This is a genomic window from Streptomyces sp. SL06 (assembly GCF_058244745.1).
The window spans coordinates 3950126-3976934 of sequence record NZ_JBSYOT010000002.1; the positions used below are offsets into that span (position 1 = coordinate 3950126).

The window sequence follows — 26809 nt, forward strand, 5'->3', positions numbered from 1 at the left end:
GCTGTGCCTGTCGTGGTGCGTGTGTGCTGTTGTGTTGTGTGGTGCCGACTGACTGTCCGGGCTCCCGGCTCCCCTCCGGAAGGGGGCCCGGACAGCAGTACGCCGGTTCAGCCGGACTGGGCGAGCAGCACGGTGGTCCCTGTCACCGCGGTGGCCAACCCCCCGAAAGGTCTGACCACGTTGCTCAAGTTGGCTGCCAACTTTACTCTCCTTATCTCCACTTGGAAGCGGCTCATAACCACCTTCTTGCGAACTGCCTAAAGATGGCGAGAAGTTGTAGTGTTTGGTCGTGGAGCCGGAACATGCCCCCGTCAAGGGACGGAAGAGACCGCAGCGGCCACAGGCGACACATCGCGAGGTGGCCGACGAACTGCGTGCCCGGATCAGGACCGGCCGGCTGCGGCCGGGCCAGCGCATGCCCACCCAGGCCCAGTTGGCCGACGAGTTCGGCGTGGAGCGCGGCGCCGTCCGCCAGGCCCTGCGCATCCTGCAGTCGGAACGTCTGCTCACCAACGTCTCCAGGGGGAGCCCGGCGACCGTCGCACCGGACCCGCGCGGCGCCCTGACCGGGCCGCAGGCGCCGCCGATGCCCACCACGGTCGCCCTCGCGCCCCGGATCACCGAGGCCTTCGCCGTCCCGCACGTCGAGATCGACGCGGTGTGTCTGACCTCGGTCTCCCTCACTCTCGCCATCGGCGAACCGCTGCGCCAGATCCACGCGGGGCGGCTGAAACCGGCCAAGGTCGATGTCCGCGTCCTGCTGCCGAGCCGCGACATCGACCTGGCCTTCCCGGTGGCGGTGACCGGCGGCGCGGCCGGCGGCCCGCTGCACGAGCGGTGGCTGGCGATGCGCAACGCCCAGGGGCAGGTGCTGCGGCACAACCTGCTGAGCCTGCGCGCCACGCACGGCATCGACGTGCGCGTCTCCTTCCGCGCGCTGCCCTTCACCCCGCTCGTGAAGCTGTACGTGCTCAACGGCACGGAGGCCCTGTTCGCGTACTACACCCTCAGCCGGCGTGCGCAGGAGATCGACCACGAGCGACTGGAGCTGTACGACGCGGAGGGCGTCCGCTCGACGCTGTTCGCCTTCGGGCAGGGCGGCGGCCTGCGCGACGCGGGGTTCGTGAAGCAGTCGGGGCTGTGGTTCGACGCGCTGTGGGGGACGATCAGCTCGGATCTGCTGCTCACCGCCTGATCATCCCCGGGTCACAGCGCGGGCCCCGTGACCAGGAGGGCCAGCAGGACGGCTCCGGCGGAGCTGACGGCCGGGCTCTTGGCCTTGACACCCACGGTGAGCAGCAGCAGACCGACGATGCCCAGGGTGCCGTACCTCCACTGGACGGCCTGTTCAAGGGTGACGACGAGGACCGCGGAGACCAGGGCGAGGACGGGCATGGTCTTTCCCCCTTCGGAAGTCCGGAACGGTAAACTTCCGCCAACTAGACCAGGTTGGCAACCAACTCTCCCTAGGTTGTCCCCACTTGGCTGCTATCTATAAACAAGTTTTAAACAACTTCCTGTAGGTAGGTCGAAGTTGTAGCGTTTGGTCGTGACTCAGGAGAACGTGTCCGTGAACGGCAGCAGAAGGCTCTCGTCGCAGGAGATCGCCGACGTCCTGCGTGAACGGATCCGCGGGGGAGACCTCAAGGCGGGCGACCGCCTGCCCACCCAGGCCGAGCTGGCCGACGAGTTCGGGGTGGAGCGCGGCACCGTCCGCCAGGCCCTGCGGGCACTCCAGGAGGACGGACTGCTCACCAACGTCAGCAAGGGCAGTCCGCCGCGCATCGCCGAGCCCGCCACGCCCCGGGGCGAGCCGCAGCCGACGATGGTGGCGCTCGGACCGCGGCTGGCGGAGGCGTTCTCGGCCCGGCGCGTGCGGGTCGACGTGGTGTGCCACACCTCGGAGACGCTGATGCTGGCCCTCAGCGAGCCGCTCCGGCTGATCCACGAGGGCCGCGTCCACCCGGAGTCCATCGACTTCCGCGTCCTGATGCCGTCGCGGGACATCGACCTGGCCTTCCCCGTCCTGGTCGAGGACGAGGAGGACGACCCGGTCCACCAGCGCTGGCTCCAGATGCGCAACGCCCAGGCCCGGGTGCTCCAGCACAATCTGCACGCCGTGCGCTCCACCCACCACGTCGACGTGCACATCGCCTTCCGCGCCCTGCCCTTCACCCCGCTGACCAAGCTCTACCTGCTCAACGGCGAGGAGGCCCTCCTCGGCCACTATCTGCTGACCCGCCGCGAGGAGGAGTACGAGAGCCGCACCCTGGAGATGTACGACGCCCTCGGCTCCCAGTCGCTGCTGTTCTCCTTCCTGAAACGGGCGGGCCACCGGGACGCGGTCTTCGTGGCGGAATCACAGAAGTGGTTCGACGCCCTCTGGGAAACCATCAGCACGGACATGACACTCTCCTAGTGACTTCTGACGCGACACGGACCACAACGGCGGCGGACACGCAACGGCTCGGGCGCCTGGTGGGCGACGCCCGTTTCGTGCTGTGGGACTTCGACGGACCGATCTGCCGCCTCTTCGCCGGCCACACGGCACAAGGGGTCGCGGCGGACCTCGTCGACTGGCTCGGCAGCCGGGGACTGCGCGGCCTGCTCAGCGAGCCGGAACGCGAGTCGCCCGACCCCCACGCGGTACTCCGCGCGGTCGACCGCCGCCACCCACGCAGCGACCTGGTCGAGGAACTGGAGGAACGGCTGACCCAGGAGGAGCTGCGGGCCACCGCCTCCGCCATGCCCACCGCGTACGCCGACCCGCTGATCCGCACCTGGACGGCCGTCGGGGTGCGGCTGGCCGTCGCCACCAACAACTCCCCGCGCGTCGTGCGCGCCTACCTGGCCGGCCGGGGCCTGCTGCCGTGCTTCACCCCGCACATCTACGGCCGCACCCAGGAACTGCGGCTGCTCAAGCCGGACCCGCACACCCTCGTGCGCGCCCTGAGCGCGATGGGTGCCGAACCGTCGGCCTCGCTGTTCATCGGCGACTCCCCCTCCGACTGCGAGGCCGCCAGGCGCGCCCGGGTGCCGTTCCTCGGCTACGCCCGCAACGACCGCAAGGCAAAGCACCTGCGCGAGGCCGGCGCGGACACGGTCGTGGACTCCCTGGAACCGCTCCTGCACCTGCTGCGGGGCCGACCGGTCGGCTGAGCCGCTCTCACGCCTGGGCCATCAGCAGGAGGAAGAGCACGACGCCCACGGACACGCAGGTCGTGTTCCGGGCCCGCATGCCGATCGCGAGCAGGCACAGGCACAGCAGCCCCAGGGCGCCGTACCGCGAGCCGATCACCTGGTCGAGCCCCATCATGAGGACTGCGGACAGGATCTGTGTGAGCACCATGACTCCCCCAGCGTCACTATGCGAGAAGCGCGCAACATGCGGTCCAATTGGACTGGTTGTCGCTGTCTGGATGCTTCCCGGTCGACGAGATCCCTTAACTGGCCTGCAAAATGGACTGGTTGGTTGACCGGAAGTGGTGTGCTGCCGGACGCGGAGAGGTACGGTCGGTGGGTGAAGGGCGGGAACGCCGGGGACGGCGGAGGCAGGGAGTTCGAGCGCGTCGCGGGAGAGCTGCGGGCGCGCATGACCAACGGCACCTACGGCCTCAACGCGTACCTGCCGCCCCAGCGTGAGCTGGCCGGCCTCTTCGGCGTCTCCCGGGACACCGTGCAGCGCGTGCTCAGGGAGCTGGTGAACGAGGGCTGGATCGAGACGCGCCAGGGCAGCGGTTCCCGAGTCGTCAGGACGCAGTACATCCACTCGCCGACCAGCAGCGGGCGGCCCGACCGCACGGTGACGCTGGGCCCCCTCATCAACGAGGCCTTCGAGCAGAGCGAAGTCGTCCTGGACGTTTACACGCTGACGTCGGAGTCGCTGGAAGCGCACATCCGGACGCAGACCGAGCGCCTGCGGGCCGGGCAGATCGCACCCCGGCGCATCGCCCTGCGCATGCTGCTGCCCTCGGAGGACCTGGATCCCCCCTACTGGCGGACCGGGAACCCCGAGGACGACCGGGCCTTGAAGCAGCGACTCCTGGGCATCGCGCACCGGCACACCCTGTCACTGCGCACCGTGCTGAACGACTGGCGGCAGATGCGACTGGTGCCCTCGGTCGACGTCTCGATCCGCTGGGTGCCGCTGATGCCGACCTTCAAGCTCTATCTGATCAACGAGTCCGCGGCACTGCACGGCCTCTACGAGGTCTTCGAGCGCCCCATCGAACTGGACGACGGCCGGGAGGTCGTGGCCACCGACGTCTTCGGCCTGGGCGCGCGGCTCACCCACCACGTCAAGGACGCCGACCCCCATGCGCAGGACACGGTGTTCGTGGAGGGCATGCAGGCCTGGTTCGACTCCGTCTGGGAGCACCTCAGCGCCGCGCGGTGAGCGACGGACGCCCTGCGGCGAGCGCGCGGGCGGCCTCGGCGAGGGGCCGGTGCGAGGAGACCACCGCGTCCGCCCCGTGGTGCCGCATCTCCTTGGCGCGGACCTCGTCCGCGGTGAACCCGAGAAAGCGCGTCCCGGCCCGGCGGGCGGCTGTCAGATCGGTGATCTGGTCCCCGACCACAAGGCACGCCCCGGCGGGCAGCGAGAGGTGCGCGAGGGCGCGGTGCACACAGTCGGGATGCGGTTTCATGCGGCGGGCGTCTGCGGGGTCCCGGCCGCAGACCGCCTCGAAAAGGCCGTGCATCTCCCGGCGTTCGAGATAGTCGCGGATCGGCCCCTCCGCGTTGTTGCTCACGATCACCATGCGTACGCCGAGGGCGTCCAGCGCGCGGACCAGCGTGGTGAAATCCGGAGTCGGCGCGGCGGAACGGACCGCGGCCAGCTCCTGCGCGGCGACGATGTCCTCCGCGATCGCGAGCGGCCTCGGATCGCCTGCCCGCGGTGCCCGGCGTTCGTACATCGCTCTCAGGAGCCGGAGAATTCCGTGGGAGTCGCGGCAGGCACTCACGTCCGGATCGAGGGAATTCCAGTAACGCCGCGCATTCTCCTTGATCCGGTCGGCGACATCCGCGGTGGAGGCCCCTTTGAAGAGGTCGCACACGGGTCCGTCGAAGTCGAACAGAACGGCTCGTACGGGCGGAATCAGGGCCGCGAGGGCGGCCGTGCCGTCGAAGGCGTCTCCCACAGGTCTCCTTTGGAGGGCCGGGTTCTCCGCGTGCGGTCGAGCACCGTGGAGTAACGTGCATCCCTCTTACCCCATTGGCGCCACCGGGATGGGTAGAACGCACGAAATGGCACCCCGATTGCTCTCGCCCGTCAGACAGCGAGCCGAAGCGCTGAACGACGGCATGTCTCTCGTCAGGGGACCTCTCAAGGGGTACCACCACGAGACGTACGTACTGTCGCCGCCGGGCGGGACCGGGCGCGTCAAACTGCGTGAGCCGCGTGCCACGAGCCTGTGGTTCGACCGCAGGTGCTTCCAGTCGGAGGAGGAACTGCTCCGCGGCCTGAAGGGGCGCGTCGACCGGGTCCCCGATGTCGTCGATGTCGAGGGCATGGGGCTCCAGACGTTCATCGAGGGCCGGACCCTCGGCGCGCACCGGTGGTGGGGCCGGGAGGTGCCCGACGCGGTGTTCGAGCAGATCGTGGGCGTATTCCGGCAAATGGTGCCCATCACCGCCGAGACCCTGCGCGTGGAGCGGCGCTGCTCGCCGCAGGACGCCCCGGACGACGGGGACACTGACGCCTTCCTGAAACGCCTCGTCGTCTTCGTCGAGGAACAGGTCTACGCGGCCAACCGGGCGGAATTCGGCGGGCTCTTCGCGGAACTCGGAGTACGGGAGGAGGCACTCGCGCATCTGGAGAAGAATGTCTCCGGACTCACGGAAAGGCCCTTCTGCCTGCTCCACGGAGATCTGCACCGCGAGAATTTCATCATCGACCCGCAGGGCGGTCTCTGGACCATCGACTGGGAGCTGGCGATGGTGGGGGACCCGCTCTACGACCTCGCCACCCACCTGTATCTGATGCGGTATCCCGCCGGCCAGGAAGAGCGCCTGATCGGGGCATGGCGCGAGGTCGTGGAGGAGATCCGTCCCGGCAGTTCCCGGGCGTGGGAGCACGACCTGCCGCTGATCACCGGCTTCAAGAAGGGCCAGTCCGTCTTCACCGACACGGTCCGCGCCGCCAAGTCCCTGCGCGACGAGGCGGGTTTCCGCTGGGCCGCGCTCCCGCGGGTGGCGGGGAGACTGCGGGACACCCTGGCCGCCGCCGCCGTGCCGCTCGGCCTGGAGGACGTACCGAACCGCCGGCAGGTGATGGCGGCGCTGGTGCGCTGGCACTGTGAGACGGCCGGTGCGCGGGCCGGGGAAACCCGCACCGCGAAGCGCTAGCATCCCCAGTGGCGTTCCCTCTTCCCGGCAACGTTCTCCTCCTCACCGGCGTACCGCGGTACGGGCATGTCGCAACTGCCGCTCGCGTGTACATTCCTCCCGCTTGGTTCCCGCTCACCCTCGGCACGACACCCCTCGGGAGCGCCCATGAGCGCACACGCCTCTCCCTGCCCACGCTGCCCCCGTCCGTCCGACGCGCTCGCCCGCGAGTTCCGCGACCGCGCCCTGGCCGAGGGCACGGCGAAGGGCGGCCACCACAACCGGAACCACGTGCGGCCCCTGCCGCGGCGCCTGGCCCTCAGGCTCGGGTGCGAGCCCGGCAGCCGGGCCATAGTCCGGGTGCCGGTGTCCGGGTCGCCGGCCGTGGTGATCCGGACCTGGCCCCTGTGGCAGGAAGGGCATCTCGTCCACGCCGTCCGGGAGGCCGTCCCCTGGGCGCCGGACTGCCTCGCCCAGTACGACGACTTCGCCGTCCACAGCCATGTGGACGGCGTCCCGCTCTCCCATCGGTACGAGGACGGCAAGCCCGTCGACGGGTGGGGGATCGAGTGGCTGGTCGGAATCCTTGTCCTCATCCACGGTGTCAAGTCCCCCGCACTGCCGCCCCTGCCCCGGGGGTGGCCCGCCGACGGGGACGGCCAGGGCTTCCTGCGTACTCAGGCGCACGCCGTCGACCGGCAGATCGTGCGCCGCAACCGGCCGGACTTCCAGGCGCTGTTCGAGGAACTCGGCGTGCCCCCGGACGCCATGGCGCGGATGGCCGCGAGGGTGCCGCGCATGGCCCCCCGGCCGTTCGGCCTGCTCCACACCGACCTGCACCGCGACAACGCGCTCCTGACGGAGGGCGGCGAGCCGCGCGTGGTGCCCCTCGACATGGAACTGGGCACCTACGGCGACCCGTTGCACGACCTCGCGACGCACCTCGAACGCATGCGGTACCCCGACGACCAGCGGGAGGAGGTGATCGCCGTCTGGGCGAGGACGATGAGGGAGGCCTGCCCCGACGCCGCCAGGGACCTGGAACCCGATCTGCCGCACTACGTCGGCTTCGAGCGCGCCCAGTCCGTCTACCCGGACGTTGGTACGGGCCGCTCTCGCCCTGCGGGGGAAGGCCGACGAGGAGGGCATGGCCGCCGCGACGGAGCAGGTGTGCCGGGCCCTGGAGAAGGCCCGGGAGCCGCTCGACCTCGCGAGGGTGCCCGGCCCGAGCGAGGTCGAGGGCGCCCTGGCCGAATGGCTGTCCGGACGGGAGCCGAGCGCGCCCGGCCTCCGGACCGGTCCCCGGCCGTCCCGGGTTCCCGGAAGGCCCCGTCGCGGTCCGGAGCCCCGGACCGAGCACACCGGCGGATCCCGCGCGCCGGGAGTCCGGCGCCGGAAACGCGGCTTCCTCGGCGCGGGCGCCGTGCTGCGTGCGACCGGGACCCTTCGCCAGGTCGTGGACGTGGCCGTCCTGCTGGGCCGACGGGCGCTGAGCCGCGTCGTCGCCGCGGGGACCGCCTGTCGCGACGGACTCGGCCGGCCGGCCGTCGGTGCGCGACCGGCGCCGCGCAGGCTCCGGGAGGCCGTGCGCTCCGTCTGGGCGGCGGTGTCGGAACCCGGCGGGGCGAGTCCGCGCGGCGCCGGTGCGTAGGCTCGCCCCATGAGCGACCCCGGTCTGCGTGAGCGCAAGAGGCAGCGCACGATTCAATCGCTGTCGGACATCGCCGTCGGGCTCTTCGTGGCGCGCGGCTTCGACGCCGTCTCCGTCGCCGAGGTGGCCGCCGCGGCCGAGGTCTCCAAGCCGACGCTCTTCCGGTACTTCCCGGCCAAGGAGGACCTCGTCCTGCACCGCATCGCCGACCACGAGGGCGAGGCGGCCCGGGTCGCCGGGCAGGGGCCGACGCCCCTCGATGCGCTGCGGCGGCACTTCCTCGCGGGGCTGGAGCGCCGCGATCCGGTGACCGGGCTCAACGACACCCCCGATGTCCTCGCCTTCCACCGGCTGCTCTACGGCACCCCCGCCCTCGTCGCCCGTCTCCACGGTCACCTGGAGCGGTCCGAGGCCGCGCTCGCCGAGGCCCTCGGCGGTGACCTGGAGGCCAGGCTGGCCGCCGGTCAGATCATCGCCGTACAGCGGATCCTCGCCCAGGAGAACTGGCGGCGGATCGCGGCCGGGGAGCGGGCGGCGGACGTACGGGGGGACGCGGTGGCGGCGGCGGAGCGGGCGTTCGGGGCGTTGGCGAAGGGGCTGCCGCGGCACGCGTGACCCGGCGGCGGCGGGGACGGCGACAGTGGAGTGTTTCGTGACCGGGATAAGAATGTAACTCAGTCACGCTATTCGGGTACGCTCGGCCCAATGACGCCACCCGACCCCGCCCTCCGGCACGCCCTCGACCGGGAACGTGCCCACCACGAGCGCTGCCGCGCCGTCCTCGCCGCGATGGTCGAGGACGCCCAGGAACACGTCGTCACCGGTGCGGACGCCTCCGCCTCGGGCGCCGACGCCGAGGTTCTCGGGTACCGGCTGCGCAGCCGGGCCAAGGCCATGCGCGAACTTCCCGAGGGGCCGCTGTTCTTCGGGCGGCTGGACTTCACGGAGACGGCGGCGGAGATGGCAGCGGAGTCGGCCGTGGACGGGGGACGGGCCCTGCACATCGGCCGGCTGCGGATCACCGAGGACCCCGCCGCCCCGCCCCTCGTCGTCGACTGGCGCGCCCCCGTCTCCCGCGCCTTCTACCAGGCCACCGCCCGGGACCCGCACGGCGTCGCCGTCCGCCGCCGCTTCGGCTGGGCGCCCGGCGGCAGCGGGGACCCGGCCGACCTCACCGGACTGGAGGACGAACACCTCGGCCGGGGCGAGTCGCGCACGAGCGACATCGTCGCCCGGGAGATCGAACGCCCCCGCGTCGGGCCCATGCGGGACATCGCCGCCACCATCCAGCCCGAGCAGGACGACCTCGTCCGCGCCCAACTCACCGCCACCGTCTGCGTCCAGGGCGCCCCGGGCACCGGCAAGACCGCCGTCGGCCTGCACCGGGCCGCGTACCTGCTCTACACCCACCCGCGGCGCGTCCAGCGCGGCGGACTGCTCATCCTCGGCCCCAACCCCACCTTCCTCGCCTACATCGCCGAGGTGCTCCCCGCCCTCGGCGAGACCGGCGTACGGCAGTCCACGCTCCCCCAGGAGATCGCCCGGCACCCCGTCACCGGCACCGACGACGAACGGGCCGCCGCCGTCAAGCACGACGCCCGGACGGCCGAGGTGCTGCGCCGCGCCCTGTACGCGCGCGTGGACCCCGGCGCCGCAGGCCCCCTCGTCGTACCGGACGGCTCGTACCGCCGGCGCGTCCCGGCCGAGGAACTGGCCCGGATCGTGGCGGACGTACGCGAGGAGCAACCGCCTTACGCCGTCGGGCGCGAGCGGGTACGGGCCCGGATCGTGCGGTACCTCCAGGACCGGGCCGAACGCCGCAGCGGCCCGCGCACCGACGCCTGGGTGCGCCGGATCGAACGGGCCCGCCCGGTCGGCGCCTGCCTCGACGCCGTGTGGCCCCGGGTGCGCGCGGAGGAGGTCGTCGCCGAACTGCTCGGTGATCCGGGCGGGTTGGCGCGCGCCGCCGAGGGGCTGCTGGACGACGAGGAGCAGAAGGCGCTGCTGTGGACGGGCCGGGCGCCGCGGTCGTGGAGGTCGGCGCGCTGGTCGGCCGCCGACCTGGTCCTGCTCGACGAGGTGGCCGGGCTCCTCGAACACCCCGCAGGCTACGGCCACATCGTCGTCGACGAGGCCCAGGACCTCTCCCCGATGGAGTGCCGGGCCATCGCCCGCCGGTCCGCCTTCGGCTCGCTCACCGTCCTCGGGGACCTGGCCCAGGGGACCACGCCGTGGGCCGCGCGGTCCTGGCCGACGCTGCTCGCGCACCTGGGCAGGCCGGAGGCGGCCGTGGTGCCGCTGACCACCGGATTCCGGGTGCCGCAGGCGGTCGTCGGCCTCGCCAACCGGCTCCTCGCACGGCTGGACGTGGACGTGCCGGAGGCCCGTTCCCTGCGCGGGGACGGCGAGTTGAGGCTGCGCGAGGTGGCGCCCGGCGCCGTGGCGGACGCGGTCGTGGACGCCGTACGGGACGCGCTCACCCGGGAGGGCTCGGTGGGTGTCGTCGTCGCCGACCCGGACCTGCCCCGGCTGCGCCGGGCCCTCGCCGCGGCCGGGATCGCGGCGGCGGGACCGGAGTCGCCGGGCGCCCGGGTGGCCGTGGTGCCGGCGGGCGTCGTCAAGGGCCTGGAGTACGACCATGTCGTCGCCGTCGAACCGGCGGCGATCGCGGAGGCGGAGGGCCCGGGAGGGCGGGGCCTGCACCGGCTCTACGTGGTCCTCACCCGCGCGGTGTCCCGGCTGGACGTGGTGCACGCGCGGCCACTGCCGTTCTGACGGACCGGCCCGCCACGTCCCTCTGGTCGCGGCGGTCAGGTCGCGGGGGAGCGGGTGGAGGCGATCACGACGGATGTGTAGGGCATGGTGGCGTGGCCGCCGAGCCTGTCGATCGCGGCCCCGGCGCTGTCCAGGACCTCCGCCATCCTGTCCGCGGGGAGTTGGGTGAGGCCGCCGAAGGTGGGGAGCTGGTCGAGCCACTCCGCTCGGGAGTAGGTGCGCTCCCAGGAGAAGCGCCACTGCTCCGGCTCGCTGAAGCCGCCGGTCCGCCGGATCCCGTCGGCGATCCTCGCGAACAGCGGCTGGTACGCGTCCACGGCCGAGCCTTTCAGCACGCCGGGGTTGAACGGGGAGCCGGGGGCGACCCGTTGGAGTGCCTCGGCGAGGGCGTCGATCACCTCGGCCGGGGGTTGGGGGACGTGGTGGAAGGGGGCGAGCAGGCCGCCGGGACCGAGCACCCGGGCCGCCTTGGCCGCGCCGGCGACGGGGTCCACCCAGTGCCAGGCGGTACCGGCGACGACCGCGTCGAACCGCCGCCCGGCCGGCTGCCAGTCCTCGAACCTGGCGACCTCGACCTCGATACGGTCGCGTCGCGCGAAGGAGGCCATCCGTTCGTCGGGCTCGACAGCGAGCACCGTGCACCCGGCCGCCCGGAACTGCCGGGCCTCGATGCCGGTCCCGGCTCCGACGTCGAGGACGCGCCGACCGGGGCTCGCCGCGACGATCCTGTCCACCAGGGCCTCGGGATACGGCGGTCGGGCGCGGTCGTAGCGCTCGGCGTCCACGCCGAACGACTCGGCCGTCAGCCGGTGGCGGTGGGGCTCGGGTCCGGGGGTGTCCGGCTGTCCCTGCGATAGAGTGGGCATACGCCCACACTAATGGGCGGTTGCCCACTTGTTAAGGCGGGGCGGCGCGGAAAGGGAGACAATGCCGTCAGGGGTGCACATCCACAACGTGCGCGGCCAGTTGTTCGAGGCCGCCGAGCGCGTTCTGCTGCGGGACGGGCCCGACGCGCTGACCAGCCGGGCGGTCACGGAGGAGGCGAGCTGTGCCAAGGGTGTGCTGCACCGGCACTTCACCGACTTCGACGCCTTCCTCGCGGAACTGGTCCTCGACCGCGTCCGCGGCGTCGAGGAACGGACGACGACTCTGCGCGCCGCCGCCGGCGCCGGGAGCGTGGTGGACAACCTCGCCGACGCACTGCGGGACCTGTTCGGGCCGGTCACGGTGGCGATCGTCGCGCTCATCACCTTCCGCGACGGCGCCCGCGCCCGGCTGCGCGAGGCCGGTCTGACCGGCATCCCACTGGTCGCGCAGGGCACCGTCATGCTCGCCGAGTACCTCACCGCCGAGCGGGACTTGGGGCGCCTGGCCGGTGACGCCGACATCGACACCCTCGCCCCCACCCTCGTCGGGGCCGGGCACCTGCTGTTCGCCGACCGGTCGAGCGCCCCGCCGCCGACCGCCGCCGTCCACAGGATGGTGACCACCGTCGTCGCCGGCGCACTGCCACCACCCCGGACGTGACTCCGCCCCTGTCCCCGGGACGGGCAACTCCGGTGCCGCCGCCCTGCTCAAGGAGGGCGAGCCGACCAGGCACGGTCAGGGCCGCGAGGTCCGAAACGCGCGATACCGCCGGAAGGCTTCGCGGCTGTCGGGAGTGAAACGCCACTCCAGCAGGGCCGAGCCAAGCTCCGGCTCGCTCAGCCGGCCGTGCCAGTCGACCTCATCGGGATCGGGGACGACGGCGCCCGGCACCACGGCCTCATGCACACCGAGCCAGTGCGGACTCAGGCCACTGCGGCTGACGTACGCGACACACGAGCCCCCAGCTCTTCGGCCGGCCCGGGGAAGAGGGACACCCGCTCCGACCGCCGGTGGACGAGAATCCGGCGGCTGACCACCCCCAGCATCCGACCTTGATCATCGACACGTTCCACCAGTTCATCCGTAATGAGCAGGCGCTCCAGCTCAGTAGCCCATACGTTCGACCGCATGGCTGACGAGTGTTTCGGGCATCCACGGCTCGCCGCGATCTATGACCCACTCGACCCCGATCGCAGCGATCTCGACGCGTACGTCCGGATGACGGAGGAGTTCGGGGCACGTGACGTGCTGGACATCGGCTGTGGAACAGGCGTGTTCGCGCTTCTGCTGGCTGAACGCGGGATCGAAGTCGTGGGCGTCGATCCCGCTCAAGCGTCCATCGACGTGGCCCGAGCCAAGCCGGGCGGCGAGCGAGTGCGCTGGATCTGCGGCGATGCCACGACACTTCCGCCGATGCGGGTCGACCTGGCAACCATGACGGCGAACGCCGCCCAGGAAATCCCAGATCCGCAGGCATGGCGCGCGACCCTGCGTGGCGCGTACGAAGCACTGCGGCCCGGCGGCCCTCTGGTGTTCGAGACCCGGGATCCAGCCGGACGCGCCTGGGAGGGGTGGAACCGCGAAGCCTCATACCGCGTGACGGAGATCCCGGATGTCGGCGCCGTCGAGAGCTGGGTCCAGGTGATTGAGGTGCGCGAACCGCTGGTGACGTTCCGCTGGACCTACGTGTTCGCTGCCGACGGGGAGGTGATGACGTCGGACTCCACCTTGCGCTTCCGCGAGCGGCAGGAGGTCGAGGCGGAGCTGATCGCGCAGGGATACGTGGTGGACGACGTACGCGACGCGCCCGACAGGCCGGGCAAGGAGTTCGTCTTCGTCGCGCGAACGTCCGTAGCTCGGCTCACGGGAGACTTCGCCGCGCAGATCCAGCGGGAAACCCTCACAAGCGCTGGGAACGGACATACCGCGTGAAGTCACAAGAGGCTGTGACTCGTCACGCTAGATGTCGTTTCGTGTACCGGCGACCTGGTGGCTTGAGATGGGAATGGCACGCTAACTGTCGTCAGATCGGCACGATTCTTGTCGTGTAGAGAGTGTTTGCACGCAAGTTGTCGTCAACTTCGAAGAGGGCGCCCGCGCCGGGGTCCGGACCGGTTTCCCTGGCATGGTGGACGATCCGCGTGGTTCTGGTGCCTCGTACTCGTCGGCTGATCCGCGAAGCAGTTCAGCGGCGGTGTTGTGGTCGCATTCGTGCGGTTGGGAAGACCTGTTGGTGCCTGTGTCGCTCACTCCGGGGCGGCGGTTCCTGGTGCTGACTGAGGGCTGGCAGCGTCGTTGGACGGCAACATGGCGGTACGCCGGGGACAAGGTCACGTGCTCGGTAGATGATCTGGCCGCGGTGCCGCGTTCCGGCCTCGGCCCTGTACGCGGGTTCACGTGGCGGCGGGACCAGCGTCATCGTCCCGGTCTGGAGTATCTGGTCAGCACGCGGCGCCAGCACGGCTTCGAGAGTTTGGAGGAGGACCGACTGCTGCTGGTCCTGGACTTCTGCGGTGAGGTGGTGGAGGTCCTCTCGCAGCCGCTGGAGATGAGGTTCCAGACGGCGGACAAGTGGCGGAAGCACACGCCGGACTTCCTCGCGGTGACTGCGGCGGGGACATGGCTGATCGATGTCCGCCCTGAGCGGTTGATCAAGGCAGGAGACCTGGAGTCGTTCGCGGCGACGCAGGAGATGGTGCTGTCCTGCGGCTGGCGTTACGCGGTCGCGGCCCGTTGGCAACCGCACGCCATGACGACACTCGACACGTTGGCTGCCGGTCGCAGGCCGACGCGCGATCTGCTCCAGCTCCAGCCGACACTGCTGGCCAGAGCTGAGCGAGGGGGCAGATTCGGCGAACTCGCGGCCGGACCCTACTGGCCGGTGGCCCGCGCTCAGTTGCTCCATCTGCTCTGGCACCGCCGCCTCGGGGTGGACCTGTCCCGGCCGCTCACGGACGGCTCCTGGCTGGTCGCGGCGGGAGGCGTGAGGTGACCGCGGAGGCTCTGGACCTCTCGCCCGGGGCGGCAGTCGTCCTGGACAGTGAGGAATGGTTGGTCGAACGGCAGGAACCGCATCTGGGACGAGTACATCTCGTGAGCCACGACGGCACCCGTGAGTGCCTCAGCTACCGCTTCCTGCTGAATCACCCGCACTGCCGTTCCTCATCGCGCACATCCTCACAAGGGGCGAACCGAGGACGCCAGCAGATGACGCTGAGCGATCTGAAGCCGGAGAAGGTCGCCCTGGTGGAACTGCGGTTCGAGCACCTGATGGAGGTCAACTGCGGTTTCCGCAGCGGCGATCCTTTCCGTCCCCGGCCGGGTGAGCCCAGGCCCGAGTACGATCCGGACCGCACCACGCTGACCGAGCGGCGCCGGGCGAAGGCGATGGAGCTGGAGGCGATGGCCCCTACAGAGGCCAGGATGCTGGGCCTGGCCCGGGTGGGGGTCCGGACGCTGGAGCGGTGGGAGAGGAACCGCAGGCGGTTCGGGCTGATCGGCTGTGCCGACAGCCGGTGGCTGCGGGAGAGCGGCGGCCATCCCAGCGTCACCGAGCCGGTCAGGGAAGCGATTCTCGCGGTCCGTCAGGAGACCCTGCACCGGTCCCGGGTGGATGCCCGCACCCGCGAGACCATGATCCACCGCTACATCCGCGAGACCTTCGAGGATCCCGACATCGAGATCCCCAGCTACGAGACGCTGCTGAGGGTCTGGAAGGAATGGTTCGGACCGGGTGGTGCACGGTCCCGCTACGACCGGTCGGCCCAACTGCCCGAGAAGAACGGGCATATGCTCGTTACCCGGCCGGGGCAGGTGGTCGCTCTGGACACCACGGTCTTGCCGGTGATGGTCCGCGAGAGTGTTTTCGGTGATCCGGTGACGGTTCACCTGACCCTGGCCCTGGACGTCTACACGCACTCGATCTGTGCGTTCCGCCTCACCCTCGTGTCGGACACCTCGGTGGACGTGGCGATGGTCCTGCGGGACGTGATGCTCCCGCTGCCGATGAGGGCGGACTGGGACGAGGACATGCAGTGGCCCTACCCCGGGCTTCCCGCCGCCGTGGTGGCGGAGTTCGCCGGGTATCAGGTGGCGGGCCTGCCGTTCTTCGCCCCGGAGACGGTGACGACCGACCATGGGAGCGTCTACCGCAACCATCACCTGGTCGATGTCCAGGAGGTCATCGGCTGCAAAATCCTTCCCGCGAGGGTCCTGCGGCCCACCGACAAATATGCGGTCGAGCGGGTGTTCGGAAGTATCCGTTCGCTGCTGTTCGAGCACCTGCCCGGCTACACCGGTGTCGACGTTGCCGACCGCGGGGCCGATCCGGAGGCCGACAGTGAGCTGACCGTCGAGGCGATGGAGCATCTCATCGCGACCTGGGTTGTCAGGATCTGGCAGGCCCGGAGACTGGGCGAGTACGCCCCGAGCTGGGACCCCGGTGGGGATCACAGCCCGAACTCTCTGTTCGCCGCCTCCTTTGCCCAAGCTGGCTTCGGGATGGAGATCCCCTCACCGGAGCTCTACTACCGGTTCCTGCCCGAACACCAGGTCAGGCGCATCGACAGCCGACGCGGGGTGAAGATCAAGGGGCTGTGGTATTCAGGTGACGCCCTGGAGCCCTACAAGGACCGGGCGTCGAGCCGCGGAGGACGGCACAAGCAGATGTGGATCGTCCACCGCGAGCCCCGGGACCGGCGCGTCGTCTTCTTCCAGGACCCCGTCTCCCACGAGTGGCGCCCTTTGCGCTGGACCGGTCTGCCGCCGGAGGGTGAGGTTCCCGCCTTCGGGGACGTGCGCGTGGAGGAACTGCTCACCCGGGTCCGCCAGGCCGGCCTGAAACCGAAGAGCGATACCGAACTCCTGCCTGTCCTGCTGAGACTGCTCGGCCCGTACGACCCTGTCAGCAACTGGCCGAGTCAGCTGACCAAGGCTCAGCGCACTCAGTACGCCAGGGAGACCATGCAGGCGAAAGCCGCTGCTGCGGACCGCCCCGCTGTGAGCACCGGGGAGCCTCGGGAGCCCGAAGCCGTCGCCGATGTCGTCGCTCTGGAATGGCCCGAGCGGTCCCGGCAGGTGACGGACGCCGTCGACGCGGAACGGCGTCGCCGCCGTGAGCGGGAAACACAGCCCGGTGCGGGTCTCCCACCGCCTCTGGGCGCCAGCTTCCGCACACGCAACCTCTTCGTCCTGCCGGACGAGGGTGAGGACGGTGACGATGACGGCTGAGGAAACACAGAACGCGGACGGGGTGCTGCCGTTCCTGAGGTTCGGCCCGCCGCCGAACCGGCTGACGCATCAGGGCTGGCAGCAGTGGCGCGCGGTCCGTGACACCTTCGTGCCCGCGCCGAGAGTGTCCCTGGACGAATACCGGGCCATGAGCCCGCGCAAGCGTGCCCTCCACGACATCCACCGGGCCGCGACCCACGTGAACCTGCGGATGCAGGAGACCCCGATGAGTGCCCGCGTCACGTCCCTGATGCGCACCCGGATCCAGAACAACGCGCTGAAGTTCGAGCCGGGCACTCTGGACGGACTGATGATCAACGGAGGCGGTTATCAGGGCAAGACGGCGACTGCCTGCGAGACCGCCGCGGCGTTCGAGGACTTCTGGCGCGACCTGCATCACCAGGTCAACCCAAATGCTCTCGCCGGGACCCGCGACCTCTACGCGCCGGTGGCCTACTGCCAGACGCCGGTGAAGGCGACACCGATGGGACTGTGTGAAGCGGTCCTGGACTTCTACGGAGCCCCTTACGGGAAAAACCTCCGGGGCCGCGTCCGCAACCTCCGCGACTCGCTGCACGCCCACTGCACCACCGTTCTCCTGCTGGACTTTACCGACCGCCCGTAGTCCTGCCCGTGATGTCCGTCTGGGACTGTGACCAGCACGTCCTGGACTTGTTTACCGACCGTGTCCGGGACGTTTGTCATGTTCTGGAGTCGGTACGGAGGACAAGTGGTACGGCACGTTGTGGTCGGGGACCTGAGGGTCCAGCGGATCGAGCGGAAGGACGGGCAGCGGTCGTGGACGATCGTCTGGCCCGAGGGCACGCTACACAAGGAGGCGGACCGGTTCCTGCGTGAGCACGAGGGCTCGGGCACGCAGAAGACCTACGCGTACTACCTGGTGGACCACCTGCGGTGGCTGGAGCGCGAGTGCCTGGCCTTCGACACGGTGAAGCTGCGGGACCTGGAACGGTACATGGGCATCGTCGGCGCCGAGGTACGCATACCGCTCGGGGAACCGTGGCGTGTGGGCAAGCGCCCCTACGGCCGCTCGGCGCTGTCGACCGCGGCCGCGTGCCTGAAGGGCTTCTACCTGCAGCAGGCTTCTCGCGGCATCAACGGCGAGCTCGGCAAGAAGCTCGACAAGTCCCGGCTGCCGACGCGGGCGGACAAGCGCCGCTCGTTCCTCGGGCACGTGAAGAACACGCTGCCGACCAACCCGCTGGCACCTAAAGGACCGCACCGCCGGCACCCGAAGATGCTGCCCGAGGGGGCCAGGGAGAGGCTTCTGGAGACGGTGAACGCCGCCCGGGACCGGCTGGTCGTCGATTGGCTCGCCGACGGCGGGCTTCGGATCGGCGAGCTCTGCGGGCTGCACCTGGTCGACCTGCACCTGCGGGAGAACGCGGCCTGCGGCGAGTGCCGAACCCCGCACCTGCACGTCTGCCACCGGCCCGGCAACCCGAACCGGGCCGAGGCCAAGACCAAGCACTCCTGGCGGGTCGAGCGCGGGACGGTGACCGGCGGGCTGATCAAGCGGGTCAGCCCGGCGATGGTGCACTCCTACTTCGAGTACATGACGACCGAGTACCCGCGCGGCGCCGGGCACGGCATGCTCCTGGTCCAGCTGCACGGCGCCGATACCGGCCAGCCGTGGGCACCGGTCGGCGCCCGCCGGATGCTCGGCCGGGCCGGGAAACGCGCCGGGTTGGGACTGGTGAAACCTCATGCCTTCAGGCACACCTTTACCTCGGCGGTCCTCGATGCCGCGGACGGCAACACCCTGATCGCCCGGGACGCCGGCGGCTGGGCCTCGGCCGCGATGGTCGACGAGGTCTACGGGCATGTCAACGTCCACGACCCGGTCTTCGACGCCGCGCTTCGCACGGTCTGGGGTGAGACGAAGTGACCGCGAACTCGCTGCTGCCGCTCTACACCGAACGCCCCGACCGCGAGGGCCGGGACCGGCTGGAGATCCTCACCGCGCTGATCGGTGCCCCGTCCTTCGATCCGATCTTCCGCGGAGTACTCGTACGGGTTCCCCAAGACCACCCCGTCTACCAGTGGGGATGCGTCGTCGGCGCCTGCGAACGCGTCCGGTCCGGAGGGACAGACCTGTGCTCCAACCACCTCCGGCAGTGGGGACAGGTGCGGGAATCAGGCACGACCCGGGCCGAGTTCCTCACCGCGGCACAGCCGCTGCCCCGGGCCGAGTTCGAACGCGAGGGCCCATGCTTGATCTGCCCCGATCGACCGGCGGAGCCGCGAACAGACCTGCGGTTGTGTCGCTACCACTACAGCTCCTGGAAGTACTACGTCGCCCCGCGCGATTCCGCGGCGGACTTCGAGCAGTGGGTCGCCGAGCAGGCGCCCCGCGACGGTTACGGAAACTGCGAGGTCACGGTCTGCCCCGGGCAGGCAGAGTCGCCGCTGGGTTTGTGCAGCTGGCACTGGCACCGCTACAAGCGCGACCGCCGCCCCGGCGGGGCGGCCCTTCCGGGCAGCTGGTGGCAGCGCTACGAGAGCCAGGGCCACCCCGTCCCCGTCTCCTGCACGGACGAGAACGCCTTCCGCGGATGGTGCGCGACGGCCGATCCGGCTCCGCGGCCGGGACTGGTCAACCTGCGCGGTCTGCGGCCGCTGCTGCGAGCCGAGATCCAGTACACCCTGTTCGCCCACACCCAGCAGGACCGGCACAGCATCTGGCGCCTGGACTGGATCCAGAAACTCGTCAACCTCGCGCGTGAACGCGACGCCGGCTCGCTGACCGACCTGGACCTGGACGACTTCCCGCGGTTTCACACCTCGATCGTGAAGAAGATGCTCCACTACCTGCGGCTGGTCTACTTCACCCCCGAGCAGACGCGAGATGCCGGGTTCCTGGAGACCGACCACTTCGGCATCCGCTTCCCCCACCGGGCCAGCCACATCGACCTGACCCGCATCACTCAGCGTTGGCTGCGTGACCTGCTCTGGGACTACACCGCGGAGCTGATCCGCTCGCCCCAGCGCCCGCGCACCGCACAGCCCATCGACGGCATCCGCCGGGCCTGCACCGAGCTGAGCGCGTTCATGGAGGTCGATGCCCCCGGCGGCGGCCATGACCCGAGCTCTTTGCGGGTGGAGATCATGCACCGCTTCATTGCAGATCAGCAGCACCGTGAACGCCATGGGCTGCCCTCGCTGGTGATGAAGGGGCTCTACGGCAAGCTGTCGACGGTCACCTCCGTCACCCGCACCGACGTGTTCAACGGAGTCCGCAAGCTGCTGCGGCACACACTGGAAAACGGCGCCGCCGAACGGCTCGGATTGGACCGCGAGTTCATCATCGCCATGCCGTTCGCCGGCGGTGAGCCACTGCGGGCCCGGCGGCCCTTCCCCGACGAGGTCGCCCGAGCCCTGGCCGACGAGGTAAACCTCGCCCAGCTCGCACAGAACCACGATCCCGACGACCAGGGGATGCGAGACGTTCTGGGAGACCATCGTCGTTACCGGCCGCCGCGTGAACGAGGTCCTCAAAGTGCGCTGGAACTGCATCGGCCGCTACGGCGGCCTGGCGATGTTCTGGCACGACCAGACCAAGGTCGGCAACTACGACACCGCGATACGCATCCCCGACCGGCTCTACGACCTCCTCGCCGAGCGGCAGCGCAAGACGATGGACCGCTTCGTCGCCCGGCATGGACGCCGTCCGACCAGTGCCGAACGCACCCAACTCGCCCTGTTCACCAGCAAGGTCCGCAACCCCGACGGCTCCACCGCCCTGTCCTACCAGTGGTTCCACCGGCGGTTCCGGGAGTGGATCAACGAGCTCGACCTCGGTCAGCTCGTGCCCCATCAGGCTCGCCATACCCTGGCCACCAGCCTGCTTCGGGCGGGAGCCACCCTGACTCACATCCGCCGCTATCTCGGCCAGGTCTCGGACCGAATGGCAGAGCACTACGTACATCTGACCAGCGAAGACCTGGAGAACGTCCTCCAGCACGTCTGGGTCACCGGCCCCGGCACCGCACAACCCGGCGAACTCCTCGCAGGCGAGACCACCCCGCTCACCCGGGAGCGGGCCCAGGCTCTCGCCATCGACCTCGCCCGCCGCAGCACTCCCGCCGAGGGCGGGTTCTGCACCTTCCAGCCGGTCGTCGACGGCGGCGCCTGCCCCTGGAACCTCGACTGCCACAACTGCGACAAGTTCGTGCTGTCCGGCGCCGATCTCCTCTACTGGCGGCGCAAGCGTGAACAATGGCGACTTTTGGCTGAGGGCGCCCCGGACGACGTGACCGCCGACTACCTGCACCGCTACTTCGAGCCCACCGCCCGTGCCATCGACGGCCTGGAGAAGGCCCTGGCCGGCCTCGGCCTCCTCGACGACGCCCTCGCCCTGGACCTGCGCAAACCTCAGGACTACTTCCACCGCGTCTGGTCCACGGCCTTCCGCGCCGCCGACCTCGCCGACGCGGGCGACGAAGAGCAGAGCGAGTACAGCGATACGTACACAACTGACGACAACGACCCCGAGCAGGACATCGCATGAAGACCGCTGCCGTTCCCCAACCCCGCACAGCCGCTGCCCTGGCAGCCCGCCGCCACAAGACCGAGACCGCCCTGCAGCGGGTCCGCGAAGCCATCACCCGGCTCCGGCGTGAGAAAGCCCAGGTCAGCGTCGCCGCCGTCGCCCGCCGCGCGGAACGTCTCCCGCACCTTCCTCTACGACAATCCCGAGGCCAGAGCCGTCATCGCCTCCGCGATGGCCGAGGCCGGAGGCCGCCGGACCCAGTTGCTCGCCGACCAAGACGAGGAACGTGAGGCGACCTGGCGCGAACGCGCCTTGAATGCCGAAGAGGCCCTCAAGACCGCCCGCGGCGAGATCCTCGCCCAGCGCACGCGGATCGGTGAACTCCTCGGTGACATAAGGGACTTGGAAGCCGAATGGACCGAGGAAGCCATCCAGCGGATCACCACCGAGAACACCACCCTCAAACAACGAGTCCGTCAGCTCACGGCCGACAACCGCACCCTGGACGAGCGCCTCAAGGCAGCCCGCTCCAACCTCCGCTTCCAGGACCGCCGCGTCGCCGACCTCGAGGCCCGCATCACCGACCCGGGATCGGCCACCTGATCCCGTCCTCCTGACCAGATCGCGGCCCGTCCACCGTCCCGGTGGACGGGCCGCCCCATGAGACCACCTGGATGAACTTCGGCAACGGCCCCCACTCCCCGACTCCCCGTCGCGGACATGTAGTCTATGAATCGTCGCAGTTCAGAGCCGGTATCCGAGCTCCTGCGGTCGGTAATCTGGACGACATCACCCGGCTGAAGATGCACCGCGAGGACGACCAGGACACCCTCGACCTCATCCGGGACCTGATGAGTCTGAACGTGACCCTCGTACTGATCGGCGTCAACATCCCCGGCTCCGGACTCCTCCGCGAAGGCCGCCACGACCCCCGGACCGGCCAGGTCGTCTTCCCACCGGCCAAACGAGGCAAGAGCCATAACGACGAAGCCGCTACCCAGACCGAGCGCCGCTTCGACCTGATCAACCTCGATCCGTTCAGCTATGACACCCCGCCGGACATCGCGGCCTGGGTCGACCACCTCGCCGGCATCCAAGACCAACTACGCTTGTTCGACACACCGGACGGAATGCTGACCACGGGCACCATGCCCGAGTACCTCTTCAACCGCACCCACGGCATCGTCGGACTGCTCAAGCGGCTCATCGAGGACGGATGCACCCGGGCCATGGAAACCGGACGGGAAGCCCTCACCGAGGATCTGCTCGAAGAGATCACGATCAACCTCGGAAACGTCCCCGGACGTGACGGAGCCGCCGGAGAGATCCCGGACATTCCAACCGAGACGACGGACGGGAAACGCCGAACCGGCCCACGACGCAAGGGACGGGACACCGTCTTCGACGACCGCGGGCAACGGCCCGCCGCAGACGCATGAAAAACCACCGGCCAGCCCCGCAACCGCTGCCTCGGAGTCTCGACCCGCTCCACGACGAATCCCTTGTGGGCTACGTACTCAGACTCGCCTACCGCGCCGGAAGCACCCCGGCCGAGATCACGGTCCGCACCGGCCTGCGCCGAACGGAACTGTCCGGGCTGTCACTACGACCCCTGCACGACCTCGACCCCGGTCAGCTTCAGGCGTTCTCCACCGCCACCAGCCTCACGCCCACCGAAGCCAGGAGCCTTCTTCTCGCCGGCCTCGCCCCTCGCTATGGACCGCTCGACCCATCACTGACCAAGGGGAGGACGGCCCAGTCCCTGATCAGTGGCAACGCGTGGGCTTCCTTCCGCAACACCAGGTACTGCCCCGAGTGCCTGTCCGGCAGCGGCACCGAGATCGAGCAACTCCTCGGGGGAGCCTGGCGAAGGCTCTGGCGCGTCCCGGCAGTCTTCGTCTGTTGTCGCCATCGGCGGATTCTGTCCACCCGCTGCTCCGGCTGCGGGCAACCGGCGCAGGTGTCGAAACCCGGACACGCGATACCCCATCTCACGGTCGAGGGTCTGCATCCCCTCCAATGCAGGAACAACACCGCGCCGAAGGGCACCCGCACCAGCACCCCCTGCGGCGCCCGCTATGACCAGACGGACCCGTCCTCCGGGCACCCGCCCGATGCCCGCACCCTCAACGTCTTACTCCGTCTGCAAGAACGAATCGAGACCCTGCTCACCACAGCTTCTGACGGCGCGACCGCGACGTTCGGCTGGCATGTCCCTGTCGGCATCTACTTCTTCGACCTCTGGGCACTGTCAGCGCTGATCTTCCTGACCTGGCCGGAATGCCGACCACTGGCAGAGACGCCGTCACTGGCGGACATCATGGACGAAGAAGCCAACCAGCGCCGACAGAACCACCCGACCTACCGAGGTCACGGGAAGCAGCCCCGCTCGCGCATCTACACGATCCCGCCGGAGAACCCCCTGGCCTCCGCCGCAGTCCTGGGAATCGCCGAGCGACTACTGGCCGCACCCGACGAAGAGACCGCCAACGAAGCACTCAAAGGCGTGATCGAACGTTCGAACGGTGTCGGTTCGCGTCTGGGCTACCAGTTCCGCAGCACCCGACGAGCCTCCGTGCCGTTCCGCGCGACGCTCCGACACGACCAACGGCCCTGGGCCGCACACCAGCTTCCGAGTCGCGCAGACCTGATTCTCAAGCACCCCGGTATGACCCGCGCTCTCCGGTCTCGGATAAGTCCGGACGAGGCGGGCCCCTGACCTGCGATGCCCGGACTTGAGTGAGACGGGTTTCGCGAGGTCGTCTCACTCAAGTCCGGGCAAGCGGCCTTCTTTGTCAGATGTGGAGTTCGGGCGGGAAGCCACTCCAGCGCAGTTCTGCGGGTAGATGCCGCATGTCGTTGTAGAACAGCACGGAGGACGGCCTGCCGGGTGCGTATCGGATGACCGTCAGAGCCGCGTTGCCGTGGTTGAGGCCCATCCAGCGCCACTCGGGTGCGTCGAGTGCGGCTCGGATCAGCCATCCGATGAGGAAGTTGTGGGTGACGAGCAGTTCGTGGCGGGGGCGATCGCCGTCGACCGGACCTGTGAATTCTGCAAGTGCTTCCCGGGCCAGTGCTGCACCGTGGTGGCGCTCCTCGTCGGAAACCTGGGCGAGGAAGGCGAGCATGGCGTCGGCCGAATCCGGCGGCAGCTCGTCCTTCGTAGGTAAGTAGGGGATGTAGTCGCCGGCCAGTTCCGACTCGTGCAGTGGGACGGTGTCAAGTTGTGCGCTGATCAGCCGGGCCGTCTGCTGCGCCCGGGGCAGCGGACCGTGGTAGATCGCCGAGAGCGGGGTGTTCTGGAGCCGTTCACCGAGCAGAACGGCTTGGCGCCGACCGCTTTCCGTCAGGGTCGTCTCATCTTGTGACGCTTCACCGTGCCGAGCGAGGTAGAGGTATCGAGCAGCTGTGTCCGTCATGTCCCGGGTCTCCGTTGCCATCCGTGATCTTGTATGTCGGGATGGACGCTGAGCTCGTTGTGCATAGTTCCGTCGCGGCTGCGCTGGCTCAGTTGGCGATGAATGTGGGGACGCCTTCGGGGTTGCTGTCCTGTCTCATTAGATCTTGCAGAGGTGGGGCCGCTGACCTGCGGGGTGACATGCTGAGGCGCGACTCACGGAGGGCGAAAGAAGGCGTCCCGGGAGGGCTTCGGCCAGTGTCGGGTGCGCGTCTCATCGATCATGGCGAGGGTGGTGCTTCCTGAGCTGGGCCTCGTCAGGATGGTGAGATGCCTGCTTCCAGGATTCGCAGTGAAGGTGGCAGTTTCCGGTGTCACCGGCGTTCCCGCCTCAGCCGGGCCGACACCCCGCCAGTTGAGTGTTCCCCTCATCGCCGCACTGTTGCCGGTCATCGGCGTCAAGCAACAACCCGCAGGTCAGGTCCGATGTCAGTGGTGCCTGTCAGACTCGGCCCATCCCGGCCCGGAAGGCAGACGATGACCGACACAGCCGCCCCCAAGCACTATGCACCCAGGTGGAACGACGACACCCGCCCGATCCCGCCCGCCGTCGGTGGCGAGAGGGAGACCCTGGGCGCGGTCCTGGACTGGCACCGGGCAACCTTCGAGCTCAAGTGCGCCGGCCTGTCTCCGCAGCAGTTGTCCGAACGGGCGGTGCCGCCCTCCGGCCTGTCCCTGCATGGCATGGTGCGGCATCTGGCCGGCGTCGAGCGCTGGTGGTTCCGCATCCAGTTCGCCGGCGAGGACGTTCCGATGCTCTACTACTCCGACGAGGACCCCGACCAGGACTTCGACAGCCTGGACGGTGATGTCGAGGAAGCGTTCGCCGTCTGGCGGATGGAGTGCGAGCACTCCAGGCAGATCACGGCCGCTGCCGCATCGCTGGATGAAACAGGGATCCGCAAGAGGACCGGCGAGCCGATCTCACTGCGAAGGATCATGGTGGACATGATCGCTGAGTACGCACGGCACAACGGCCACGCCGATCTCCTGCGGGAACGCATCGACGGCTCCACCGGGATGTGACCCGGCAAGGAAAGCCCTCTACTCGTGAGACTTGACGAGCGGTGAGACAAGCCACACGGAACGGGACGCGGGTCACCCCTGTGGGTGACCGCACCCTCGACAACAGCCACCAGACATGAGACGCAAGGCCGCCCCGCACAGATCAGTGAGACTCCTCCAAGCTCAGCGAGACGGGACAGTTGCTGAGGCGGCGTACCGGGAGAAGACCGAGACACCCCACCAAGTGCCCGGAGACGACTGAGACGTCAGGTCACTTGCCCGGAGATCTCCGAGACTGCCCGGACATCACGGAGAACAGGACACACGCGACCCCCACACGACAGATGGCTCGCCAACACGACAGTTAACGTGACGAGTCACAGAGGCGGAGCTGGTAGCGCAGAGGTACTTTTGCAAGCAGGCGCTTGCAATAGTTAGCAGGGTGTTGCATGGTGGAGGCATGGCCTCGCTCAATGTCGGCAATCTCGGGGAGTATCTGCGCGAGCAGCGGCGCAACGCGCAGTTGTCCTTGCGGCAGCTCGCCGATGCCGCGGGGGTGTCCAATCCGTACCTGAGTCAGATCGAGCGCGGGCTGCGCAAGCCGAGCGCCGAGGTGCTCCAGCAGGTCGCCAAGGCGCTGCGCATCTCCGCCGAGACGCTGTACGTCCGCGCCGGGATCCTCGACGCCGAGCGGGACCGGGAGGACGTGGAGACGCGTGCGGTCATCCTCGCCGACCCCTCGCTGCACGAGCGGCAGAAACAGGTGCTGCTCCAGATCTACGAGTCCTTCCGCAAGGAGAACGGATTCGGCGCCGACGGGGACAGACCGGCGGACGACGCCTCCGTGCCCGAGATGCCCGTGCCCGACATACCCGAGCGCCGACCCCGTACCAGCGGCGGCAGTGACGCCGGCCCGCGGCAGACGGCCGGGTGAGCGCGAGGCGGCGGCCGGTCGGCCGGACGCGGGACCACCACAAAACCCTCA

Annotated in this window: 26 protein-coding genes; 20 read left to right on the top strand and 6 right to left on the bottom strand. The window is 69.6% G+C overall.

From position 1 onward, the window contains the following. The first annotated feature begins 283 nt into the window (after nt 1–283). Nucleotides 284–1195 (top strand): FadR/GntR family transcriptional regulator, encoded by a 912-nt coding sequence (locus AC4IHM_RS18105; RefSeq protein WP_490868057.1) that lies wholly within the window; start codon nt 284–286, stop codon nt 1193–1195. Between the two features lie 11 nt (nt 1196–1206). On the opposite strand, the gene AC4IHM_RS18110 is transcribed toward AC4IHM_RS18105, so the two are convergent. Further along, a complete protein-coding gene (locus AC4IHM_RS18110; protein ID WP_490868058.1) occupies nt 1207–1395 on the bottom strand; it encodes a hypothetical protein in 189 nt (62 codons plus the stop codon). Between the two features lie 148 nt (nt 1396–1543). Here AC4IHM_RS18110 and AC4IHM_RS18115 point away from each other — a divergent pair, with 148 nt between their 5' ends. Together AC4IHM_RS18115 and AC4IHM_RS18120 are read left to right on the top strand one after the other, a co-directional pair. Next, entirely contained in the window at nt 1544–2419 is an 876-nt protein-coding gene (locus AC4IHM_RS18115) for a GntR family transcriptional regulator (protein WP_490868059.1), read from the top strand. Continuing rightward, a complete protein-coding gene (locus tag AC4IHM_RS18120; RefSeq protein ID WP_490868060.1) occupies nt 2368–3159 on the top strand; it encodes an HAD family hydrolase in 792 nt (263 codons plus the stop codon). Before AC4IHM_RS18115 ends, AC4IHM_RS18120 begins: the two co-directional genes overlap by 52 nt. Before the next feature lie 7 nt (nt 3160–3166). Here the strand turns inward: AC4IHM_RS18120 and AC4IHM_RS18125 are convergent, their stop codons facing one another. After that, nucleotides 3167–3349: a hypothetical protein gene (locus AC4IHM_RS18125; RefSeq protein WP_490868061.1), complete on the bottom strand. Its 183-nt coding sequence runs from the start codon at nt 3347–3349 to the stop codon at nt 3167–3169. 171 nt (nt 3350–3520) lie between these two features. On the opposite strand from AC4IHM_RS18125, the gene AC4IHM_RS18130 reads away from it, so the two are divergent. After that, on the top strand, nt 3521–4396 hold the full coding sequence (locus AC4IHM_RS18130; protein WP_490868062.1) for a winged helix-turn-helix domain-containing protein: 876 nt from the start codon (nt 3521–3523) through the stop codon (nt 4394–4396). Here the strand turns inward: AC4IHM_RS18130 and AC4IHM_RS18135 are convergent. Next, a complete protein-coding gene (locus tag AC4IHM_RS18135) occupies nt 4380–5141 on the bottom strand; it encodes an HAD family hydrolase (protein ID WP_490868063.1) in 762 nt (253 codons plus the stop codon). The two genes, AC4IHM_RS18130 and AC4IHM_RS18135, sit on opposite strands and share 17 nt — an antisense overlap. A 163-nt stretch (nt 5142–5304) precedes the next feature. On the opposite strand from AC4IHM_RS18135, the gene AC4IHM_RS18140 reads away from it, so the two are divergent. From AC4IHM_RS18140 to AC4IHM_RS18155, 4 genes are all read left to right on the top strand, one after another. Next, nucleotides 5305–6348, top strand: a complete 1044-nt coding sequence (locus AC4IHM_RS18140; protein WP_490868064.1) for a phosphotransferase — start codon at nt 5305–5307, stop codon at nt 6346–6348. Nucleotides 6349–6495: 147 nt separating this feature from the next. Beyond that, nucleotides 6496–8010 (top strand): aminoglycoside phosphotransferase family protein, encoded by a 1515-nt coding sequence (locus AC4IHM_RS18145; protein ID WP_490868065.1) that lies wholly within the window; start codon nt 6496–6498, stop codon nt 8008–8010. Next, entirely contained in the window at nt 7988–8593 is a 606-nt protein-coding gene (locus AC4IHM_RS18150; RefSeq protein ID WP_490868066.1) for a TetR family transcriptional regulator, read from the top strand. The genes AC4IHM_RS18145 and AC4IHM_RS18150 overlap by 23 nt, the downstream gene beginning before the upstream one ends. 90 nt (nt 8594–8683) lie before the next feature. Then, on the top strand, nt 8684–10753 hold the full coding sequence (locus AC4IHM_RS18155; protein WP_490868067.1) for a HelD family protein: 2070 nt from the start codon (nt 8684–8686) through the stop codon (nt 10751–10753). A 35-nt stretch (nt 10754–10788) separates the two neighbouring features. Here AC4IHM_RS18155 and AC4IHM_RS18160 read toward each other — a convergent pair whose 3' ends face one another. Further along, nucleotides 10789–11619, bottom strand: coding sequence for a class I SAM-dependent methyltransferase (locus tag AC4IHM_RS18160; protein ID WP_490868068.1), 831 nt, complete (start codon nt 11617–11619; stop codon nt 10789–10791). Nucleotides 11620–11692: 73 nt separating this feature from the next. Between AC4IHM_RS18160 and AC4IHM_RS18165 the strand changes: the two genes are divergently transcribed. The 6 genes from AC4IHM_RS18165 (at nt 11693) to AC4IHM_RS18190 (ending at nt 18758) form a co-directional block, all read left to right on the top strand. After that, complete coding sequence (locus tag AC4IHM_RS18165; protein ID WP_490868069.1) at nt 11693–12280, top strand: TetR family transcriptional regulator; 588 nt, start codon at nt 11693–11695, stop codon at nt 12278–12280. 468 nt (nt 12281–12748) lie between these two features. Next, nucleotides 12749–13552, top strand: a complete 804-nt coding sequence (locus AC4IHM_RS18170; RefSeq protein ID WP_490868070.1) for a class I SAM-dependent methyltransferase — start codon at nt 12749–12751, stop codon at nt 13550–13552. A 301-nt stretch (nt 13553–13853) separates the two neighbouring features. Next, on the top strand, nt 13854–14612 hold the full coding sequence (locus AC4IHM_RS18175) for a TnsA-like heteromeric transposase endonuclease subunit (RefSeq protein ID WP_490868071.1): 759 nt from the start codon (nt 13854–13856) through the stop codon (nt 14610–14612). A gap of 215 nt (nt 14613–14827) precedes the next feature. Next, entirely contained in the window at nt 14828–16849 is a 2022-nt protein-coding gene (locus AC4IHM_RS18180) for a transposase (RefSeq protein ID WP_490868072.1), read from the top strand. Beyond that, nucleotides 16839–17474 carry a hypothetical protein gene (locus AC4IHM_RS18185; protein WP_490868073.1) on the top strand — a complete coding sequence of 212 codons (636 nt, stop codon included), beginning with the start codon at nt 16839–16841 and terminating at the stop codon, nt 17472–17474. Before AC4IHM_RS18180 ends, AC4IHM_RS18185 begins: the two co-directional genes overlap by 11 nt. 105 nt (nt 17475–17579) lie before the next feature. Next, entirely contained in the window at nt 17580–18758 is a 1179-nt protein-coding gene (locus AC4IHM_RS18190; protein WP_490868074.1) for a tyrosine-type recombinase/integrase, read from the top strand. 248 nt (nt 18759–19006) lie between these two features. Here the strand turns inward: AC4IHM_RS18190 and AC4IHM_RS18195 are convergent, their stop codons facing one another. Continuing rightward, entirely contained in the window at nt 19007–20386 is a 1380-nt protein-coding gene (locus AC4IHM_RS18195) for a hypothetical protein (protein WP_490868075.1), read from the bottom strand. Here AC4IHM_RS18195 and AC4IHM_RS18200 point away from each other — a divergent pair. The 4 genes from AC4IHM_RS18200 to AC4IHM_RS18215 all read left to right on the top strand — a co-directional run bounded on the left by AC4IHM_RS18200 (nt 20352) and on the right by AC4IHM_RS18215 (nt 24081). Next, on the top strand, nt 20352–21380 hold the full coding sequence (locus AC4IHM_RS18200; RefSeq protein WP_490868076.1) for a tyrosine-type recombinase/integrase: 1029 nt from the start codon (nt 20352–20354) through the stop codon (nt 21378–21380). The two genes, AC4IHM_RS18195 and AC4IHM_RS18200, sit on opposite strands and share 35 nt — an antisense overlap. A gap of 108 nt (nt 21381–21488) precedes the next feature. Further along, the gene (locus AC4IHM_RS18205) at nt 21489–21965 is read left to right on the top strand and encodes a hypothetical protein (protein WP_490868077.1); all 477 of its coding nucleotides are present in this window, start codon (nt 21489–21491) and stop codon (nt 21963–21965) included. A 41-nt stretch (nt 21966–22006) separates the two neighbouring features. Next, nucleotides 22007–22801: a hypothetical protein gene (locus AC4IHM_RS18210; protein ID WP_490868078.1), complete on the top strand. Its 795-nt coding sequence runs from the start codon at nt 22007–22009 to the stop codon at nt 22799–22801. A gap of 65 nt (nt 22802–22866) precedes the next feature. Continuing rightward, the gene (locus AC4IHM_RS18215; protein ID WP_490868079.1) at nt 22867–24081 is read left to right on the top strand and encodes a TniQ family protein; all 1215 of its coding nucleotides are present in this window, start codon (nt 22867–22869) and stop codon (nt 24079–24081) included. Nucleotides 24082–24157: 76 nt separating this feature from the next. Here AC4IHM_RS18215 and AC4IHM_RS18220 read toward each other — a convergent pair whose 3' ends face one another. After that, nucleotides 24158–24781, bottom strand: a complete 624-nt coding sequence (locus AC4IHM_RS18220) for a histidine phosphatase family protein (RefSeq protein WP_490868080.1) — start codon at nt 24779–24781, stop codon at nt 24158–24160. A 515-nt stretch (nt 24782–25296) separates the two neighbouring features. Here AC4IHM_RS18220 and AC4IHM_RS18225 point away from each other — a divergent pair. Together AC4IHM_RS18225 and AC4IHM_RS18230 are read left to right on the top strand one after the other, a co-directional pair. Continuing rightward, nucleotides 25297–25845 (top strand): DinB family protein, encoded by a 549-nt coding sequence (locus tag AC4IHM_RS18225; protein ID WP_490868081.1) that lies wholly within the window; start codon nt 25297–25299, stop codon nt 25843–25845. Between the two features lie 439 nt (nt 25846–26284). After that, complete coding sequence (locus tag AC4IHM_RS18230) at nt 26285–26758, top strand: helix-turn-helix domain-containing protein (protein WP_490868082.1); 474 nt, start codon at nt 26285–26287, stop codon at nt 26756–26758. Nucleotides 26759–26809 lie beyond the last annotated feature (51 nt).